Source organism: Pseudomonas sp. ESBL9 (assembly GCF_036668715.1).
GTDB lineage: Bacteria > Pseudomonadota > Gammaproteobacteria > Pseudomonadales > Pseudomonadaceae > Aquipseudomonas > Aquipseudomonas lundensis.
Genome location: NZ_JAZEVV010000001.1, coordinates 636,030 through 655,062, shown reverse-complemented (window position 1 = coordinate 655,062; position 19,033 = coordinate 636,030). Strand labels below are relative to the sequence as shown.

At 57.9% G+C, this 19,033-nt stretch carries 18 protein-coding genes, 1 tRNA gene and 1 pseudogene; 8 read left to right on the top strand and 12 right to left on the bottom strand.

The features are described from left to right. Window positions 1–51: 51 nt before the first annotated feature. Both V6F78_RS02845 and V6F78_RS02840 read right to left on the bottom strand, forming a co-directional pair. Window positions 52–837, bottom strand: coding sequence for a hypothetical protein (locus tag V6F78_RS02845; protein WP_254658306.1), 786 nt, complete (start codon window positions 835–837; stop codon window positions 52–54). A gap of 429 nt (window positions 838–1,266) precedes the next feature. After that, on the bottom strand, window positions 1,267–1,908 hold the full coding sequence (locus tag V6F78_RS02840; protein WP_047293120.1) for a glycoside hydrolase family 25 protein: 642 nt from the start codon (window positions 1,906–1,908) through the stop codon (window positions 1,267–1,269). Between the two features lie 31 nt (window positions 1,909–1,939). Between V6F78_RS02840 and V6F78_RS02835 the strand changes: the two genes are divergently transcribed. Next, window positions 1,940–2,140 (top strand): hypothetical protein, encoded by a 201-nt coding sequence (locus V6F78_RS02835; RefSeq protein WP_139048387.1) that lies wholly within the window; start codon window positions 1,940–1,942, stop codon window positions 2,138–2,140. 580 nt (window positions 2,141–2,720) lie between these two features. On the opposite strand, the gene V6F78_RS02830 is transcribed toward V6F78_RS02835, so the two are convergent. The 5 genes and pseudogenes from V6F78_RS02830 to V6F78_RS02810 form a co-directional block, all read right to left on the bottom strand. Then, window positions 2,721–2,796 (bottom strand) — tRNA-Gly (locus tag V6F78_RS02830). Between the two features lie 66 nt (window positions 2,797–2,862). Then, window positions 2,863–3,420 (bottom strand): CDP-diacylglycerol--glycerol-3-phosphate 3-phosphatidyltransferase, encoded by a 558-nt coding sequence (gene pgsA / locus V6F78_RS02825; RefSeq protein ID WP_047275824.1) that lies wholly within the window; start codon window positions 3,418–3,420, stop codon window positions 2,863–2,865. A gap of 32 nt (window positions 3,421–3,452) precedes the next feature. Then, window positions 3,453–5,276, bottom strand: a complete 1,824-nt coding sequence (gene uvrC / locus V6F78_RS02820; RefSeq protein WP_047294710.1) for an excinuclease ABC subunit UvrC — start codon at window positions 5,274–5,276, stop codon at window positions 3,453–3,455. A 2-nt stretch (window positions 5,277–5,278) separates the two neighbouring features. Then, window positions 5,279–5,917, bottom strand: coding sequence for a response regulator transcription factor GacA (gacA, locus tag V6F78_RS02815; protein WP_047273603.1), 639 nt, complete (start codon window positions 5,915–5,917; stop codon window positions 5,279–5,281). Window positions 5,918–6,049: 132 nt separating this feature from the next. Further along, window positions 6,050–6,413 (bottom strand): annotated as a pseudogene (locus tag V6F78_RS02810) (helix-turn-helix domain-containing protein). Between the two features lie 81 nt (window positions 6,414–6,494). Between V6F78_RS02810 and V6F78_RS02805 the strand changes: the two are divergent. From V6F78_RS02805 to V6F78_RS02775, 7 genes are all read left to right on the top strand, one after another. Further along, entirely contained in the window at window positions 6,495–6,725 is a 231-nt protein-coding gene (locus V6F78_RS02805) for a DNA-binding protein (protein WP_047273599.1), read from the top strand. Between the two features lie 675 nt (window positions 6,726–7,400). Beyond that, window positions 7,401–8,489, top strand: coding sequence for a 3-deoxy-7-phosphoheptulonate synthase (locus V6F78_RS02800; protein WP_047294714.1), 1,089 nt, complete (start codon window positions 7,401–7,403; stop codon window positions 8,487–8,489). Window positions 8,490–8,746: 257 nt separating this feature from the next. Further along, window positions 8,747–9,628 (top strand): triacylglycerol lipase, encoded by an 882-nt coding sequence (locus V6F78_RS02795; RefSeq protein ID WP_047294875.1) that lies wholly within the window; start codon window positions 8,747–8,749, stop codon window positions 9,626–9,628. A 92-nt stretch (window positions 9,629–9,720) separates the two neighbouring features. Next, a complete protein-coding gene (locus V6F78_RS02790; RefSeq protein WP_008150918.1) occupies window positions 9,721–10,002 on the top strand; it encodes a peptidylprolyl isomerase in 282 nt (93 codons plus the stop codon). Window positions 10,003–10,123: 121 nt separating this feature from the next. Then, the gene (locus tag V6F78_RS02785) at window positions 10,124–10,894 is read left to right on the top strand and encodes a 3-hydroxybutyrate dehydrogenase (protein ID WP_070414747.1); all 771 of its coding nucleotides are present in this window, start codon (window positions 10,124–10,126) and stop codon (window positions 10,892–10,894) included. A 148-nt stretch (window positions 10,895–11,042) separates the two neighbouring features. After that, window positions 11,043–12,149: an enoyl-CoA hydratase/isomerase family protein gene (locus V6F78_RS02780; protein ID WP_314400961.1), complete on the top strand. Its 1,107-nt coding sequence runs from the start codon at window positions 11,043–11,045 to the stop codon at window positions 12,147–12,149. A 3-nt stretch (window positions 12,150–12,152) separates the two neighbouring features. Continuing rightward, the gene (locus tag V6F78_RS02775) at window positions 12,153–13,304 is read left to right on the top strand and encodes an acyl-CoA dehydrogenase family protein (protein ID WP_047294718.1); all 1,152 of its coding nucleotides are present in this window, start codon (window positions 12,153–12,155) and stop codon (window positions 13,302–13,304) included. Between the two features lie 66 nt (window positions 13,305–13,370). Here V6F78_RS02775 and V6F78_RS02770 read toward each other — a convergent pair whose 3' ends face one another. The 5 genes from V6F78_RS02770 to V6F78_RS02750 are packed head-to-tail and all read right to left on the bottom strand — an operon-like array spanning window position 13,371 to window position 18,948. Further along, complete coding sequence (locus V6F78_RS02770) at window positions 13,371–14,144, bottom strand: enoyl-CoA hydratase (protein WP_047273589.1); 774 nt, start codon at window positions 14,142–14,144, stop codon at window positions 13,371–13,373. 14 nt (window positions 14,145–14,158) lie between these two features. Next, the gene (locus V6F78_RS02765) at window positions 14,159–15,286 is read right to left on the bottom strand and encodes an acyl-CoA dehydrogenase (RefSeq protein WP_047294724.1); all 1,128 of its coding nucleotides are present in this window, start codon (window positions 15,284–15,286) and stop codon (window positions 14,159–14,161) included. 10 nt (window positions 15,287–15,296) lie between these two features. Then, entirely contained in the window at window positions 15,297–16,490 is a 1,194-nt protein-coding gene (locus V6F78_RS02760; RefSeq protein WP_048377152.1) for an acetyl-CoA C-acyltransferase, read from the bottom strand. Window positions 16,491–16,500: 10 nt separating this feature from the next. Further along, entirely contained in the window at window positions 16,501–17,268 is a 768-nt protein-coding gene (locus V6F78_RS02755) for an SDR family NAD(P)-dependent oxidoreductase (protein ID WP_047294728.1), read from the bottom strand. A gap of 15 nt (window positions 17,269–17,283) precedes the next feature. Further along, on the bottom strand, window positions 17,284–18,948 hold the full coding sequence (locus V6F78_RS02750) for an AMP-binding protein (protein ID WP_047273582.1): 1,665 nt from the start codon (window positions 18,946–18,948) through the stop codon (window positions 17,284–17,286). Window positions 18,949–19,033: the final 85 nt, after the last annotated feature.

Sequence of the window (19,033 nt, the reverse complement as noted above, 5' to 3'; positions counted from 1 at the left end):
GCGATTTCGAATAAACTTCGCATCACAGCTTCTACGTGCATTTGGATTGAATTAAGGCACTGTAGACAATGCCAGAATCTCTCCTGTTTTGGCGTGCACAAGAATAGCGCTGACCGACTTTTCTGCATATTCCTCAAGCCCTTTAATGAGTGCTTTTTCAACGAAATCTTGTAGGGTAGAGTCAATGGTTAAATAGACATCACGTCCGGGCGTAACGGGTTTGTATACACGGTTTTCACGGGTGACGCGCTTGTGCAAGTTAAATGTACGCTTCTCTAGGCCAAGCATGCCCGAACGTTGGTGATTGTACAGTAATTCAATACCTTCGATTCCTTTCTGGTCAATGTTCGTAAAGCCTAACGTCTGAGCAAGCATCGAAGATTGAGGGTAAAATCGTTTGTGCTCCTGGCGCTCATAAACACCTGGAATAGACAACTGTATAATTCTGCTGGCTACCTCAGGACTAATCCTTCTGGCCAAATAGGCAAACGACTTGTCTCCAGGGTTGGATGCTAATGCTCTGATCCTCACCTCATCCACAGCAAGATACTTATTCAACAGCGCAACGTGCTGATGCGTCGGGGCGAACTGTTTAGGATTTACCCACAACGTGCTCACAGGCGTTGAAACAGCCAGGAGCTGATTGAACCTATCAAAAATAGTACCCCGAACAGGGGCTGTTTCAATCAGCCGCGTTGAACGTTTACGCCCCTCATTACTCAAGAAGTCATGAGAAAAAATCATCAGGTAAGTGATTTTGGCCGCAAGAATGATTGAAAGTGAATAAAAAATAATAATAACGAGGGTGAATCGAGGGTTAGTTGCTTGGAAAATCACACTGCACATCCTGACGTATACGCTAAAAACAAGACCAGCCGAACTAAATTATTCCAATCCTGCTTTGTAATATCAGGAAACAAACACTGATAATAGATTAGTTTAAAGCGTGTTAAGTGGCGACGTTTAGCGATGGCCTCTAGCAGAGTGGGAGATAGGCCATCGGGCCAGTTGTAGTCAACTGCTCCCCAATGTCCCGCTGGTCTATTCCACCCTCAGCGTCGTGAGTCACGGCGAGCAGGTATTCATTGCCGTGCCGGGGGATTCCATCATGGAAACCGTATGCTCTCGGTCTATCGCCTCACCGATGAAGTGATGCTATGGAGCATCACCGAAGGGGATCGCACGGTCACTACCCTGTTGTAACCCGACGCGTATTGACCCTGAAAAAAACAACGGCCTCTATCGAAGCCGCTGTGACGTCTGCGCTCAACGCCTGACCCAATCCAGATCTACTGCTCCCTGGATGCCATCGACCTGCCCCTTGCTGCTGTGTTGCCACCACTGCCAGCGCTTGCCATGATTACTCCAGGTTTCCGGCACTCTGGGCTGGGCGGCACCCCAATGCGCAATCCACAGCGGGCACTCGCTAAAATCGTACTTGCGCCACGCAACGCTGTTGCTCCAGATGCTTGGCGAGGTGTAGAGGTAAGGATAAGCCCCGTCCAGCAACGACTCCCGGATCAGCGTCACCAGCTCAAACAGAGCGTCGGCCATCTGGTCCGCACTGGCGCCTTCGTTGCCCTGGGTCTCGACATCGATGGCCAGGATGTCTTCACCGACCCTGAACCCCACCTCGGCCAACCGCGCCTGGATATTGGCCAGCTGTTGGCCAGGCGTGCTGCTCAGCGCACGGAAATAGTGATAGACCCCGCCCTTCAGGCCAGCGGCGCGCATACCTTGAAAGTTGTCGACAAACTTGGGGTCGGTATAGGTGCCGCCCTCGGTCATCTTGGCTATCGCATGGGTGATGCCGGCAGCCGCGACCCTCGCCCAATCTATGTCCCCCTGCCAGCGCGACACATCGATGCCGCGTGCATAATCATGCTTGATCGGCTCTTTGCAATTCATTTCTGCTCTCCTGCATTGGATGGTCCAGCGCATGATCTTCCTCCCGCCGACCGTCACCCATGCACTATCGGGCTACCACCCATTGCTTATTCAATGTGGTTCGGGACGCGCCACGGCATCCCCCTACGCCATGACAGTCTTGGAGACCATCCTGTTGAAACGTCTGGATTATCATCTGCAACGCAACCTGCAGCAGCAAACCATCGACTTGTATAAGCCCTGCGTTATGTGAGGTAGGGAGAAATGAGACAACTGTCTGAACCCGGTCCGACATTTCTCGATCATGGTGAAGGCGCCGCACCGCTCACTCCTCACCAGTACCTGCGACCCCACGGCCGCTGCCCTGACCGATAGAGCGCAATCCCAGTGACGGTGATACAGGGCTGTCAAAGAAACTGCGTATGTGAGACAGCTTACTTGGGGTGCCTTTCTTAGAACGAGAGTGCGAGATGTTCGATCCAGCGATCGAACATGCCAAGGAAGGAATTTACTTGCGCCAGCCGGTCGGCTTAACGGTTGCGTCGGCGCTGCAACTGAGAGGTGTCCTCATTGCCGATGGGCTAAGCGTGCCGGATAGGAGCCTTTGAAAGAGCCATGCGCTAGCCTTCTGAAGGTTCATTTCAGGGCTAGATATTCAGCAAATGACTGGTCAGGCTCGCGCAACAAACCGCTCTCAACACCATCCTGAAATGGACTGACTCAGTCGAGCTACCCGTGGTTTTTTAATGGATGCTGGCGGAACGAAAAAAGACGCCTAAGCGTCTATTTTCAATGACTTACAGACTTCCTTGGAACTCTGTAGATCAACAATTTGGAGCGGGAAACGAGACTCGAACTCGCGACCCCGACCTTGGCAAGGTCGTGCTCTACCAACTGAGCTATTCCCGCGTCTTGGTGGTGGGCATTCTATAGTGTTCAAAGAATGCGTCAACCCCTTGATTCGAAAAGTTTTCTTTATTTTTCGGAAGTGGTCTTCAAATGCGGCCAGGCAGCCCGCAAATATTGGAGCATCGACCACAGGGTCAACCCCGCAGCCACAAGCAGCAAGCCGTACCCCACCAAGACCCAGAAGCTGAAATCCGAAGGATTGGCCAACAAAATTACCAGTGCCAACATCTGCGCCGCTGTTTTCCATTTGCCCATGTTGGAGACAGCCACTTGAGCGCGTGCGCCCAACTCGGCCATCCACTCGCGCAATGCCGAGATGACAATTTCACGACCAATAATCACTGCAGCAGGAAGCGTTAACCAGACGTTGTGATGCTCTTGCACCAGCAATACCAGCGCCACCGCAACCATTAATTTGTCGGCAACGGGATCAAGAAAGGCACCAAATGGTGTGCTTTGCTCCAGCCGCCTGGCCAAGTACCCGTCCAGCCAGTCTGTTGCAGCCGCAAAGGCGAAGACCGAGCTGGAGGCGACATAGCTCCAGCTATAAGGGAGGTAAAACAAAAGGATGAAGATAGGAATCAGGAGAACGCGTAAAACGGTGATCAAATTAGGGATATTCATCGGCACAACTGGCTACGAGGTGAGGTGGCATTCTACTCGCTGTGCAGGTTTGCATAAATCAACTCAGCGAGCTTTTTACTGATCCCGGGTGCTTTGGCGATCTCCTCGATGCTTGCACGAGACAGCTCCTGTAATCCACCAAAATGTTTCAATAAATCTCGGCGGCGTGTCGGCCCCACCCCCGCGATGCCTTCAAGCGTCGAGGTTCTGCGCGTTTTACCGCGCCGCGCCCGGTGGCCGGTGATAGCAAAACGGTGAGCCTCGTCGCGTATCTGCTGGATCAAATGCAGTGCGGGCGAGTCGCCTTTTAACGTAAATTCGTGCGCGGCGTCGTTCAAGTACAGCGTTTCAAACCCTGCCTTGCGGGTCGCGCCTTTGGCAACACCTAACAAAATAAGGTCCGGAACCGCCAACTCATTCAGCACGTCCCGGGCCATGGACATTTGCCCCTTGCCCCCGTCCACCAGCAAGATGTCCGGCAGCTTGCCCTCGCCTTCCTTGAGTCGGCTGAAGCGCCGCATCAGTGCCTGGTGCATGGCGGCATAGTCGTCGCCCGCCGTCACGCCTTCAATGTTGAAGCGCCTGTAGTCCGACTTGATAGGGCCTTCCGGGCCAAACACAACACAGGACGCAACCGTCGCTTCGCCACTGGAGTGGCTGATGTCATAACACTCCAGCCGTTGCGGGATCTCGTCGAGCTTCAGAACTTTGGCCAGCGCCTCAAAGCGGGCGGCTACATGTTGACGATTCGCCAAACGGGCACTGAGGGCCTGTTCGGCGTTGGTTACAGCCAATTGCTGCCAGCGTGCGCGCGTGCCTCGCACTCGATAACTGATGGCGATTTCGCGTCCTCGCAGTTCTTCGATGGCAGCACTGATGGCTGCAAAGCTTTCGTGCTCGACGTTAACGATCAATTCGCCCGGCAAATCACGCTCCGGGCTACTGATGTAGTACTGCCCCAGAAACGCCGCCATCACCTCTGCGACGTCTTCTTCAATCCCCACTTGCGGGAAGAAGTTCTTGCTGCCGAGCACCCGCCCACCGCGCACATTGATCAAATGCACACAAGCCCCACCCGGGTTAACGAAGGCTGCGATGACATCCACATCGCCATTACCGCCCTCCATGCTCTGTTGATCCTGGACGCGCCTCAACAAGGAAATTTGATCGCGTATTTGCGCAGCCCGCTCGAAATCCAGCGTACTGGCGGCCTGCTCCATCTCGGCGTTCAGTTCATCGGTCAGCGCGCTGCTACGACCTTCAAGGAACATTACCGAGTGACGCACGTCTTGAGCGTACTCATGTGGATCAACCAAGCCCACACAGGGGCCTTTGCAGCGCTTGATCTGATACTGCAAACAAGGCCGGGTCCGATTTTTGAAGTAGCTGTCTTCGCACTGGCGCACCAGAAACGTCTTTTGCAACAGGCTCAAGCTTTCTCGAATCGCGCCCGCACTTGGATAGGGTCCAAAATACTTGCCTTTAGGCTTTTTGGCGCCCCGGTGAATACTCAAACGCGGGTATTGGCCGTCAGACAGAAACACATAGGGGTATGACTTATCGTCACGCAGCAGAATGTTGTACGGCGGCCGCCATTCCTTGATCAGGGTCTGCTCAAGCAACAAGGCTTCGGTTTCGTTGGCGGTGATCGTGGTTTCGATCTGCGCAATACGCCCCACCAACGCCGCAGTCTTGGGCGCCAGCCCGGTCTTGCGGAAGTAGCTGGCCAAGCGTTTTTTAAGGTTTTTGGCTTTGCCCACATACAGCAGGCGCGCCTCGCCATCGAACATGCGATAGACGCCGGGCCGACCGCTGCACGTCGAGAGAAAGGCACTTGGATCAAACACGTCAGTCATTATCAACCAGCATCTACCATGCCATGCCGAACGGCCAGCAGCGCCAGCTCCACATCACTTTTGACTGAGAGTTTTTCGAAAATCCGATAACGGTAGGTGTTGACCGTTTTGGGCGACAAACACAGTTTGTCCGAGATGACCTGCACTTTCTGGCAACCAACGATCATCAAGGCGATTTGAATTTCACGCTCGGACAAAGCATCGAAAGGCGAATCGCTGGCAGGCTGAAATGATTTGAGGGCCAGTTGCTGAGCGACTTGCGGACTGATGTAACGCTGACCTGCAAAAACCAGGCGGATGGCCTGAACCATCTCTGCCAGGCCAGCTCCTTTGGTCATATACCCTGCAGCGCCCGCTTGGAGCAGGCGCGTCGGGAAGGGATCTTCCTCACAGACCGTCACGGCAACCACTTTGATGTCCGGATGGCTACGCATCATTTTGCGCGTCGCCTCTAGCCCGCCAATGCCTGGCATTTTGACATCCATCAGAACGACGTCCGGTTTCAACTCACGCGCTTTGATCAGTGACTCTTCGCCGGACTCGGCCTGGCCGACCACTTGAAGGCCGTCGATATCAGCCAGCATTCGTGTGATGCCTGTACGCACAAGATCATGGTCATCGACCACTAGAACCCGAATCAAGTCGACACCTCGTAAATTGGTCTTCTTTTGGTTGCCGACACCTTAGCAAAAAACCAATGCCCCAACCTACTAACCTGCACCTCCTGTCCATGGAAAATTAAAAAATGCTCAAGTCAGCTGTATTTATAGCCTTCAGACGTCACTGGGCTCCTGGCGATTCTTGGCAGAATGGATCACCGAGAGATCAGCCAGTGTGGTCGTCAACCGGCGAATCGCATCCTGGTCTTCTTTCTGCAGCACGCGATAACTGACCAGCACCTTTTCTTCAATCTGACTGAGGTTGTCGACCAGTGTCGGAGTCGGGGTCCCCGTCAGCACATAAAGAACATCCACACCGCGCTCAGCTACCCGTGACAGATAATCGGCCTTGGGTGCGCGATCGCCATTTTCATATTTGCCCTGTGCGTTAGCTTCGACGCCACCGATTACGCCAAAAGCTTTCTGCGACAGACCCAACCGCTCTCTCTTGCCTCAATCGCGAACCGATTCCACTCATTTGGATGTAAGTTCCCATTTTCAACACCCGCGAGGATGGTATAATCAAAAAATATTAAACAACTTTGAACGGTTTTGAACTATGACCGGAATTCGTACTGCCGCACAAGCCAAGGCATGGCTGGAACATCAGGGAAAGTCGGTTCAAGAGTTTGCTCGAGAGCACGGCGTTGACCCCGCGACCACCTATCAAGTGCTCGCCGGGCGCAAAAAAGGGAAGCGTGGAGAAGCCCACAAAGTGGCGGTACTTCTGGGCATGAAGGACGGCATTATTGCGCCTGATTCTGCGGCGAAATACGATGAACTTCCTTGAGTATGCGCTTAATTGGGAATGTCACCCAATTTAGTATTGAACGGGGTCAGGCCCTGTTCAATTCCCCCTGCTATAAGCACCTCGGCCGCGCCTGAATCACTTGTCGCACTCACGTGCAAAATGGCTTATAGCCCGCGGGATCAGCACTCATAGAAATTTTTGATTGAATCTGTTGACTTGCCTCGCGTAAGCTTCAGCCATTCATCGGAGAGCACCCATGTTGCACAACGCCATCACCCACATGTGCCAGAGCACCAGCGTTTCTCGCTTGATCGGCACTGTGTGCGCGAACAACACAGACTCTGCTGCACGATTTTATTTTGGGTATTGGTTTAGCCACTGGCGCGCCTGATACCCATTCGGCGCCCACGTTTCAGGGGTCGCCTACCAGAGAATTCTCACCCCCGGTCGGCTACCCGACCGGGGGTTTTGTTTTTTCAGCCCCTGACCATTTATTGAATTTGAGGATTTACCCATGAACTACGCCACTTATTACCGCTTCGACCTCTGCGCTGCATGGCGATTTATCAACCGTCGTTCGGGACAGTCTGCCGCCTCCGAACGGAACCACTTGGGTGGCACGCATCCCCTTACAGCCAGCCCGGCCCACTGTCGAACACCCCACTAGGGCTGAGCGCGCGGGAACACCCGCCGCCTGCCCAGGAAGCCAGAACCATGAACGCCACCGTATCCACACTGAACATCGCACCAACCCCTGCCAACCCTGTGTTGACCCGGCGCTTGCCAAGCGCAGCCCAGCTCAAGCAGCAATTGCCCCTCGGCGAACCCCTGCGACAGCGGGTTCACGCGCAACGTCACGCCATCCGCGCCATTCTTGAGGGCGAAGACGACCGCCTGTTGATCGTCGTCGGCCCCTGCTCCCTTCACGACCCGCAATCAGCCCTCGAATACGCCAGCCATCTGGCCGCCCTGTCCCGCGAAGTGAGCGAGGACATGCTGCTGGTAATGCGGGCCTACGTCGAAAAGCCACGCACCACTGTTGGCTGGAAAGGTCTGGCCTACGACCCCCATCTGGATGGCAGCGATGACATGACTCACGGCCTGACGCTGTCACGCGAGTTAATGATCGAGATGCTGCGCATGGGACTACCGGTCGCCACTGAGCTGCTGCAGCCAATTGCGGCGGGCTACTTCGACGACTTGCTGGGCTGGGCCGCCATTGGCGCACGCACCACCGAATCGCAGATTCACCGGGAAATGGCCAGCGGGCTGGACCTGCCAGTGGGCTTCAAAAATGGCACCGACGGCGGCGTGGCGATTGCGTGCGATGCCATGCGCAGCGCCGCTCACAGCCATCGGCACTTCGGCGTGGATGAACAGGGCCATCCGGCAATCATCCTGACAGCAGGCAACCCCGACACTCACCTGGTGCTGCGCGGTGGGCACAGTGGCCCCAACTACAGCCAAACCCATGTCGCCAATGCCCGCGCCGGGCTGGAGAAAAACGGCATACCCGCGCGCTTGATGGTCGATTGCAGCCACGCCAACAGTGGCAAGAACCCTCTGCGTCAACCGGACGTGTTCAACGACGTGCTTGAACAGCACCTGAGCGGTGATCGATCCTTGATCGGCATGATGCTCGAAAGCCATCTGTTCGAAGGCTGCCAGCCCCTGAGTGACAACCTGCGTTACGGCGTTTCCGTCACCGATGGTTGCCTTGGCTGGGACGCGACAGAAGCCTTGTTGCGCACTGCTGCCCGTCAGCTACAACTGCAGCGGGCGCGCAATCAAGTGTCCGGCTGAGCGAAAAAATGCCCCGGGCATGCAGCGCCCGGGGCCGAGCCAGAGGCCATTGCGAGTCAGATCTTTTTCTAAATGCGGGTTGAAAGCACAATCAATGCCTACAGATTTTATAGGCCCGAAAGCAAGAGTATGACGCCAGTGGCTCTGGGGCCTGCGCTCGCGGGGTGACCTGGACAACATCTGCTGTCAGAACGCTTATGAAACCCTCACCTAAGGTGATTTTTATGGAGCACACACCTTTAGAGGATATGCATGACATGGATACGTCAGCCAACACGCGCTACCCGATAGTGCTGGTACACGGCCTTTTTGGATTCGACCACATTGGCCCGTTCAATTACTTCAATGGCATCAAAGAAGCCTTGAACAAGGCCGGGGCCACGGTCTATGTGGCCAAAGTCTCAGCCGCCAACAGTTCTGAAGAACGGGGCGAACAGCTGCTTGAGCAACTACGCGCATTGGCCACACAAAACGGCTTACAGCGATTCAATGTGATCGGCCACAGCCAAGGCGCCCTTACCGCTCGCTATGCCGCTGCCGTCGCACCAGAACGGGTGGCCTCTGTCACCTCGGTCAGCGGGCCCAATCAGGGGTCGGAACTCGCGGATCGTGTCCGTCAGGCACTCACCCCAGGCGCACTGCCAGAAACCGTCGCCGCCGCCCTGAGCAGTGCGCTGGGCAGCTTCATTTCAAGGTTGAGCGGTCGCCGGGAACTGCCGCAAGACGCCCTGGGTGCATTGAATGCCTTAACCACCGAGGGCGTGGCCGCCTTCAACAAAAAATACCCCCAGGGGCTGCCTGAGACGTGGGGCGCAATGGGCGCCGAACAGGTGAATGGCGTTCTCTACTATTCATGGAGCGGGATAATCAAAGGCTCGCTGCTCTCAGAATCCTTGAACATTTTTGACCCCCTGCACAATGCCTGCCGGGTGTTTGGCAGTTTTTTTACCCGCGAAAGCAAAGAGAATGACGGGATGGTCGGACGTTTCAGCTCCCACTTGGGGCAGGTGATTCGTTCGGACTACCCGCTGGATCATCTGGACACCATTAACCATGTCGCCGCACTGGCCAACAAAAGCGTCGATCCGGCCGGGCTTTACGTCGAACACGCGCGTCGTCTCAAGGCCAAAGGCGTGTAATACCCACAAGCACAACCGACGGGGGAACTTTTGCCGCGAAAAAAGCGCCTGAATCCGGTAGTCTCACCCCTTTATTGAAAGGAGCACTTCCCATGGCCAAAGCCACTGCCCGTCACATCCTTGTTGCCAGCGAAGCTAAATGCAACGAACTGAAAGCCCAAATCGAAGGCGGCGCTGATTTCGCTGAAGTCGCAAAAGCCAACTCCACTTGCCCTTCCAGCCGTCAAGGTGGCGATCTGGGTTCATTCGGTCCAGGCCAGATGGTTAAAGAGTTTGACACTGTCGTGTTCAGCGCACCGATCAACGTGGTTCAAGGCCCGGTCAAAACCCAGTTCGGTTATCACCTGCTTGAAGTGACCAGCCGCCAGGATTAATCCTCAAGCGCTGCGTGACAACGGCCCGCCTTTTGGTGGGCCGTTTCGTATCCGCTGCCTTTAACCTCGTGCTACGTTTCCTCACTCACGAACCCAACGTGTCTCACCTGAGGAAATGATCATGAACCTTAAGGGTAAAACTGCGCTGGTCACCGGCTCCACCAGCGGGATAGGCCTGGGTATTGCATTGAGCCTTGCCAAAGCCGGTGCCGATCTCATACTCAACGGCTTTGGTGATGCCAGCAAAGTCATTGCCGACGTAGAACATTGGGGTGGCCGAGTGGGCCATCATGCGGCCGATGTCAGTGACCCGGCGCAAATTGCCGAGATGATCGACTACGCCGAACGCGAATTCGGCGGCATTGACATTTTGGTCAACAATGCCGGCATTCAGCATGTGGCCAGCGTTGAAGCGTTTCCGGCAGAGCAATGGGACGCCATCCTCGCCATCAACCTATCCTCGGTTTTCCACAGCACCCGCCTCGCCCTGCCCGGCATGCGCAAACGCAATTGGGGGCGCATCGTCAACATCGCGTCAGTCCACGGCCTTGTGGGCTCGGTCGGTAAAGCGGCCTATGTAGCCGCCAAACACGGCGTCATTGGCTTGACCAAAGTGGTCGGGTTAGAAACGGCGACCAGCAACATCACCTGCAACGCCATCTGCCCCGGCTGGGTTCTGACGCCGTTGGTGCAAACGCAAATAGACCAACGCATCAGCCAGGGCATCGACCCTTATCAGGCTCAGCACGACCTGCTGGCCGAAAAGCAGCCTTCGCTGGAATTTGTCACCCCGCCGCAATTGGGCGAGTTGGTGTTGTTTCTGTGCAGTGAAGCCGCCAGTCAGGTCAGAGGCGCTGCATGGAATGTCGACGGCGGCTGGCTGGCTCAATGACCATGCGTATTTGCGCAGGTCGAGCATGCAAAAATGCATGCCAGCCCTGCACTTATTCGGGTTGTACTTGGCAAATTTGCACTGTTAGCATCGACCATCGTTCGTCTACGAACAGCCCTTAATAACAAGACAAAGCAGGGAGTTAGTGATGACTGCACAGGTTTCATCCTCAGCGACACAGGATGTCGAGGCCACGCATTGCGAGATTCTTGCCGAGGTGCGCAACCACATTGGCCACCTGACCCTGAACCGCCCCGGCGGCCTTAACGCCATCAACTTGAACATGGTCCGTGCGCTACAGCGCCATCTCGATGCCTGGTCCAGCGACCCCGCCATCAAGGTCGTTGTATTACGGGGGGCAGGTGAAAAAGCTTTCTGCGCCGGCGGTGATATCCGCTCGCTGTACGACAGTTACCAGAGCCAGGGCACACTGCATTACACCTTCTTCGAAGAGGAATACGCCCTCGACCTGACCCTGCACCATTACCCCAAGCCCATCGTGGCCCTGATGGACGGTTTTGTGCTCGGCGGCGGCATGGGGCTGGTGCAGGGTGCCGATTTTCGTATTGTCACCGAGCGCAGCAAGCTGGCGATGCCCGAAGTCGGTATCGGTTATTTCCCTGACGTCGGCGGGAGCTACTTTCTTACCCGAACACCGGGAGAACTCGGCACGTATCTCGGCGTTAGCGGCGTGCAAATCCGTGCGAGCGACGCGCTGTATTGCGGCCTGGCTGATCGCTACCTCGACAGCAGCCGACTGCCGGAGCTTGATGCTGCACTGAACGCGCTGACATGGGCCCAATCACCCGCCGAGGACCTCAAGGCCCTGCTTGACCCCTTGACTGTCACCTCGCTGCCAGACCCTGCACTGGCATCACGGCGCGCCCTCATCGACGACGTGTTCTCGGCCCCCACTGTGCCCGCGATCGTTGATCGCCTGCGCGCCGTCACGCTGCCGGATCAACGTGAGTGGGCCACCGCCACGGCTGATCTGCTGCTCACCCGCTCGCCGCTGGCCATGGCCGTAACCCTTGAAATGCTGCGCCGGGGACGCGAGCTGCCTCTGGAACAATGCTTCGCGCTGGAAATACACCTGGATCGCCAATGGTTCGACCGGGGTGATCTCATGGAAGGCGTGCGCGCACTGATCATCGACAAGGACAAGACCCCGCACTGGAACCCGCCGTCTCTGAATCAGCTGGATGCCGCGCACGTTGCCAGTTTTTTCTCTGATTTCAAGCCGACAGGAGCCTGAGCCATGCAGGACATCGAACTGAGTGAAGAACAAGTGATGATCCGCGACATGGCCCGCGACTTTGCCCGCCGCGAAATCGCACCCCATGCCCAGGCCTGGGAAAAAGCAGGCTGGATTGACGACACACTGGTGACAAAAATGGGCGAGCTGGGCCTGCTCGGCATGGTAGTGCCCGAGGAATGGGGCGGCACTTACGTCGATTATGTGGCCTACGCCCTGGCGGTCGAAGAGATCTCCGCAGGGGATGGCGCCACGGGCGCGCTGATGAGCATTCACAACTCGGTGGGGTGTGGCCCCATTCTCAAATACGGCAGCGAGGCGCAAAAACAGACCTGGCTGGAAAAACTGGCCAGCGGTCAGGCCATCGGTTGCTTTTGCCTGACCGAACCCCAGGCGGGCTCTGAAGCCCACAACCTGCGCACCCGCGCAGAGCTGCGGGACGGCCAGTGGGTGATAAACGGTGCCAAGCAATTTGTCAGCAATGGCAAACGCGCTCAATTGGCCATTGTGTTTGCCGTGACCGACCCGGACCTGGGCAAAAAAGGCCTGTCGGCGTTTTTGGTGCCGACCGATACACCGGGGTTCATCGTGGACCGTACGGAACACAAAATGGGCATTCGCGCATCGGACACCTGCGCGGTCACACTGAGCAACTGCACCGTGCCCGAAAGCAGCCTGTTGGGGGATCGCGGTAAAGGGCTGGCCATCGCGCTGTCCAACCTTGAGGGCGGTCGTATCGGCATTGCCGCGCAAGCCCTTGGCATCGCCCGCGCCGCCTTTGAAGCCGCGCTCAGCTACGCCCGTGATCGCGTGCAATTCGATAAAGCCATCATTGAACACCAGAGCGTCGCCAACATGCTTGCCGACATGCAGACCCGGCTCAACGCCGCGCGCTTGCTGATCCTGCATGCGGCCAGACTGCGCAGCGCCGGTAAACCATGCCTGTCAGAGGCCTCGCAGGCCAAGTTGTTTGCCTCGGAAATTGCCGAGTATGTGTGCTCCAAAGCCATCCAGATTCATGGCGGCTATGGCTACCTGGAAGATTACCCGGTGGAGCGTTACTACCGGGATGCGCGAATCACGCAAATTTATGAGGGCTCGAGTGAGATTCAACGCATGGTCATTGCACGTGAGTTGAAACACTATTTGGTTTAAGCCGCAATCAGGCGGTTCTCCCGTCCGTGCAACGCGGTCCGTCCAGACCGCGTCGCACCGGATCAATCACTGATGCTTGAAGTCGGCTTCGCGCTTGGCAACAAACGCCGCCATGCCTTCTTTCTGATCCTGCGTGGCGAACAGTGAATGGAACACACGGCGCTCAAAACGCACGCCTTCGGCCAAATTCACTTCGAACGCGCGGTTGACGCATTCTTTGGTCAGCATCAACACCGGCAGGGATTTTTTGGCAATCACGGCCGCCACTTTCAGGGCTTCTTCGACCAACTCATCCACCGGCACCACGCGTGATACCAGCCCCGAGCGTTCAGCTTCGGCAGCATCAATCAAACGCCCGCTGAGGCACATTTCCATGGCCTTGGCCTTGCCTACCGCACGCGTCAAACGCTGGGTGCCGCCCATGCCCGGCAGTACGCCGAGGTTGATTTCAGGCTGGCCAAACTTGGCGTTGTCACCGGCCAGAATGAAGTCACACATCATCGCCAGCTCACACCCGCCACCCAAGGCGAACCCGGCAACGGCGGCAATGATGGGCTTGCGGCGGGTCGACACGCGCTCACTGTCCGAGAACAGATCGTCCAGGTAAATCTGTGGGTACGTAAGATCAGCCATTTCCTTGATGTCAGCACCGGCGGCGAAGGCTTTCTTCGAACCGGTCAGCACAATGCAGCCGATCTCGTTGTCCGCTTCCAGGCGGTCAAGCGCGTGATTCACTTCGCTGACCAACTGCGCATTCAAGGCGTTCAGGGCTTGCGGCCGGTTCAGGGTAATCAAGCCGACGCGCCCGTGAATGTCCAACAGAATGGTTTCGTAACTCATTGATAACTCCTCGTTCAAAGGTTGCGCGAAATGACCATGCGCTGAATATCGCTGGTGCCTTCGTAAATCTGGCACACCCGAACGTCGCGATAGATTCGTTCCAGCGGGAAGTCGCTCAAATAGCCATAACCGCCAAGGGTTTGCAATGCTTTGGAACACACGCGTTCCGCCATTTCCGAGGCAAACAACTTGGCCTGGGACGCCTCGACCAACGCGGATTGTCCGCTGTCACGCAAGGCGGCGGCATAGCGAACCATTTGCCGGGCAACGGCAATTTCAGTGGACATGTCGGCCAGACGAAACGCCACCGCTTGGTGTTCCACCAATGGCTGGCCGAAAGTGGTGCGCTCACGAGCGTAGTCCCGGGCCACTTCAAACGCGGCACGGGCCATCCCGACAGCTTGCGCCGCAATACCGATGCGCCCGCCCTCCAGATTGCCCAGCGCGATTTTGTAACCCTGACCTTCTTCGCCCAGACGATTGGCCAGCGGGATCTTCATGTCGGTGAAGAGGATCTGGCAGGTGTCCGAGGCATGCTGGCCGAGCTTTTCTTCTACCCGTGCCACGCTGTAACCCGGGGTATCGGTGGGCACGATGAACGCGCTGATCCCGCGCTTGCCTGCGGCCGGGTCCGTCACGGCAAACACAATCACCACGCCAGCGTTTTGGCCTGACGTGATGAACTGCTTGCAGCCATTGAGCACGTAGTGATCGCCCTCGCGCCGGGCCCGGGTTTTCAGGTCGCTGGCGTCGGAGCCTGCCTGCGGCTCGGTCAGGGCGAACGCGCCCAACATGGCGCCGCTGGCCAACGGGGTCAGCACGTCACGCTTTTGCTGTTCGGTGCCGTAGGTGAGGATCGGCACGCAGCCCACCGAGTTATGCACGCTCATGATCGTCGAACAGGCACCGTCGCCCGCGGCGATCTCTTCAAGGGCCATGGCATAGGCTTGGTAGCCGGTGTCACAACCGCCCCATGCTTCAGGCACCAACATGCCAAAAAAGCCCAGTTCGGCCATTTCCTGAAGGGCTTCGCGGGGAAAGCGGTGCTGCTTGTCCCACTCGGCAGCGAACGGCTTCAAACGCTCCTGGGCGAACTGGCGGGCCGCTTCACAAATTTGTCGTTGTTCGGGTGTGGGCAGCATAAAAAATTCCTTAATACAGACATTCCACGGCAATCGCCGTGGCTTCGCCGCCGCCAATGCAAATGGCGGCTACGCCCTGCTTGAGTTTTTTCTGGCGCAAGGCCGACAGCAACGTCACCAGAATGCGTGCCCCGGAAGCCCCGATCGGATGCCCCAAGGCGCAGGCACCGCCATGGATGTTGACCTTGTCATGGGGCAAGTCCAGCTCACTCATGGTCACCAGCGTGACCACCGCAAAGGCTTCGTTGATCTCGAACAAATCGACGTCATTGAGGTTCCAGCCGGTTTGGCTCATCAAGCGCTTGATGGCGCCCACGGGTGCGGTGGGAAACAGGCCGGGTTCATCGGCAAACGCCGCATGCCCGTGGATCACCGCCAACGGCGCAAGCCCGCGCTTTTGCGCCTCGGAGCGGCGCATCAGCACCAGCGCCGCTGCACCATCGGAGATAGAGCTGGAGTTGGCCGCCGTCACCGTGCCGCCGTCGCGGAAGGCTGCTTTGAGTGTGGGGATTTTTTCAGGTTTGGCTTTGGGTGGTTGCTCGTCGTCGGTGATCGCACGCTGTTCTTTGCCCACCGTGACCTGCACCGGAACGATTTCAGCACTGAAGCTGCCCTCCCTGATCGCCTGTTGGGCACGGGCCAGCGAGGCGAGCGCAAACGCATCCTGGGCCTCACGGCTGAAACCGTGGGCCTGCGCGCAATCTTCGGCAAAGGTGCCCATCAAACGGCCGCGGTCGTAGGCATCCTCCAGGCCGTCGAGGAACATGTGATCCAGCACACGGCCATGGCCCATGCGGTAGCCGCTGCGCGCCCGGTCAAGCAGATACGGCGCGTTGGACATGCTTTCCATGCCGCCCGCGACCACCACATCCGCCCCACCCGCCAACAGGCGATCATGGGCCAGCATCGTCGCCTCCATGCCCGACCCGCACATTTTGTTCAACGTGGTGCAACGGGTTCCCTTGTCCAGGCCCGCGCCCAAGGCAGCCTGCCGCGCAGGCGCCTGTCCAAGACCGGCCGACAGCACGCAACCGAACAGCACTTCATCAACGCTGTCGCTCGAAACCCCGGCGCGCTCCACCGCGGCGCGAATCGCCGCAGCGCCCAGTTGTGGCGCGGTCAGGCCCTTGAAGTCACCTTGAAAGCCGCCCATGGGGGTCCGTGCCACACTGACAATCACTACCGGATCATTTGACATCGTCATCACCCGCTCCTTATTTGGCTGCCATGCGCAAGGCACCGTCGAGACGGATCACTTCGCCATTGAGCATGCTGTTTTCAATGATGTGACGCACCAGCGCGGCATACTCCGCCGGCTTGCCCAGGCGCGGCGGAAACGGCACGCCCGCCGCCAGGGAATCGCGCACTTCAGGGGTCATGCCCGCCATCATCGGGGTTTCAAAAATGCCGGGGGCAATGGTCATCACCCGAATCCCGAAACGCGCCAGCTCGCGGGCTGCGGGTAAGGTCAGGCTGGCAATCGCGCCTTTGGACGCCGCGTACGCCGCTTGACCAATCTGCCCGTCAAACGCGGCCACCGACGCGGTGTTGATGATGACGCCGCGTTCGCCATCGGGGTCCGCAGCGGTTTGCGCGATGGCCGCCGCGGCCAGTCGCAGCATATTGAAACTGCCGATCAGGTTGACGTTGATCACCTGACTGAAACTCTCCAGCCCGTGAGGCCCGCCCTTGCCGAGGATCTTTTCGCCGCGCACGATGCCCGCGCAGTTGACCAGACCGTTCACGCCGCCAAACGCCGCGACCGTGGCGTCAATGGCCGCCTGCGCCGCCTGCGCCTGACTGATGTCCGCCACCGCGCTGCGCGCCTGAGGACCCAGACGCGCGGCCTGTGCGGCGACGGCATCCGCGTTCACGTCCACCAGCATGACCCTGGCGCCGGCATTGATCAGCATCTGTGCCGTTGCAGCACCCAGGCCCGAAGCTGCGCCCGTAACGATAAAAACCTTGTTCTCGATCTGCATGATTTTTCCTGAAGGTTAAGCCGTGGCCCGGGCGTTTGCCGCCTGTTCAGCCTTGGCGATTTCCTGATTGCGCAAGATGAAGCGCTGCAGCTTGCCGCTGGGTGTTTTGGGCAACTCGCTGACAAATTCGATTTCACGGGGATAGGCATGCGCCGCCAGTCGCTGGCGCACGTGCAAGCGCAGGGTTTCGGCCAATTGCGCATCGCCCAGGTAATGCGGGCTCAGCACCACGAAGGCTTTGACCAACTCCGTGCGTTCCGGGTCGGGCTTGCCGACCACGGCGGCTTCAATCACCGCCGGGTGTTCGATCAAGGCGCTCTCCACATCAAAGGGGCCCACGCGGTAGCCGGAGGTGGTGATCACATCATCGCTGCGCCCGACAAAACTGATGCTGCCATCCGGGTTCAACTCAACGGTGTCGCCGCTCAGGTAGTAATTGCCGACGAAGGCCTTGGTCGGGAAACCCTGATAGCCGCCAAACCAGCACATCGGCGACTGGCTGCGGTCCACTGCCAGAATGCCCGGCTGCCCGACAGGCAGTTCCTGGTGATGCTCATCCAGCACCACGATGCGGTGCCCCGGCGAGGCAAAACCGGCCGCCCCCAGATGCACCGGGTGCCCGAGCCCGTGGTGATTGCACAGCACCATGCCGATTTCAGTCTGGCCGTAGTGGTCATGGATGGTGACGTCCAAATGCTCGGCAAACCAGCGGATGACTTCCGGATTAAGGGGTTCACCTGCGCTGCTGACGGCCCGCAACTGGCCTTTGACCTTGCTGGAGAACGCATCACCGGCTGCAATCAACAGGCGATACGCCGTCGGGGAGCCGGTGAGGTTGGTGATGGCGTACTTTTTGATCACGCGGCACGTGCTTTCGACCGTGAACGGGCCGTCGTAGAGCGTGATCGGGTGGCCCATCGACAACGGGCCGGTAATCCCGAAATAGATACCGTAGGCCCAACCGGGGTCGGCCAGGTTCCAGAAGGCGTCTTGCGCACGCAGGTCCACGGCGTCCCGGGTGTAGGCCTGAAACGCGACGATGGCTTTGAGGGGAACAAGCAGCGGTTTGGCCGGGCCGGTGGTGCCCGAAGTGAACATCAGCAGAAAAGGGTCTTCGCCGTTCAGCATCACGGGCTCGCAGACCGCCGGGTAGCGCTCCAGCTCAGCCCAAAAGCTGTAATCGCCGCGCACGAGCCCCTGCCCTTTCGGACCGCTCACGGTGACGATGGTCGGGCAGTCATTCACGTCGTCCAGCTTGGGTCGATTGGCGGCGTCCGTGACCACCAGCGCCGCGCCGGAACTGTTAAGGCGGTGCTCGATGGCTTTGGGGCCAAAGGCCGTAAACAAAGGTTGGTAGACCGCACCAATGCGCCAGCTTGCCAGTACCACAACCAGCAACTCGACATTGCGGGGTAACAGGCCGGCTACGGTGTCGCCGCGCTTGACCCCTTGGGCCAACAGGAAATTGGCAAAGCGGGCCGCGTGCGTCTGCAACTCGGTGAAGGTGTAGGACGCGCTGCTGGCGTCACGGCCTTCCCAGAACAGTGCAATGCGCCCCGGCAAGGCATGGCGGTCACAGCACTCGACGCAGGCATTGAGAGCAGTCAAATCGCCGTGCAGCGAATGGCTTACGGCACGTTGATAGTCAAAGTCGCTCATCGCGGTCAGATAATCGCGCATCAGCAGAATCCCTCGGTCTTTTTATAGGAATGGGAACCGTCGAAAATCCTGCTGATAATCGCCTTGCGAAGGCTCTGCAACAATG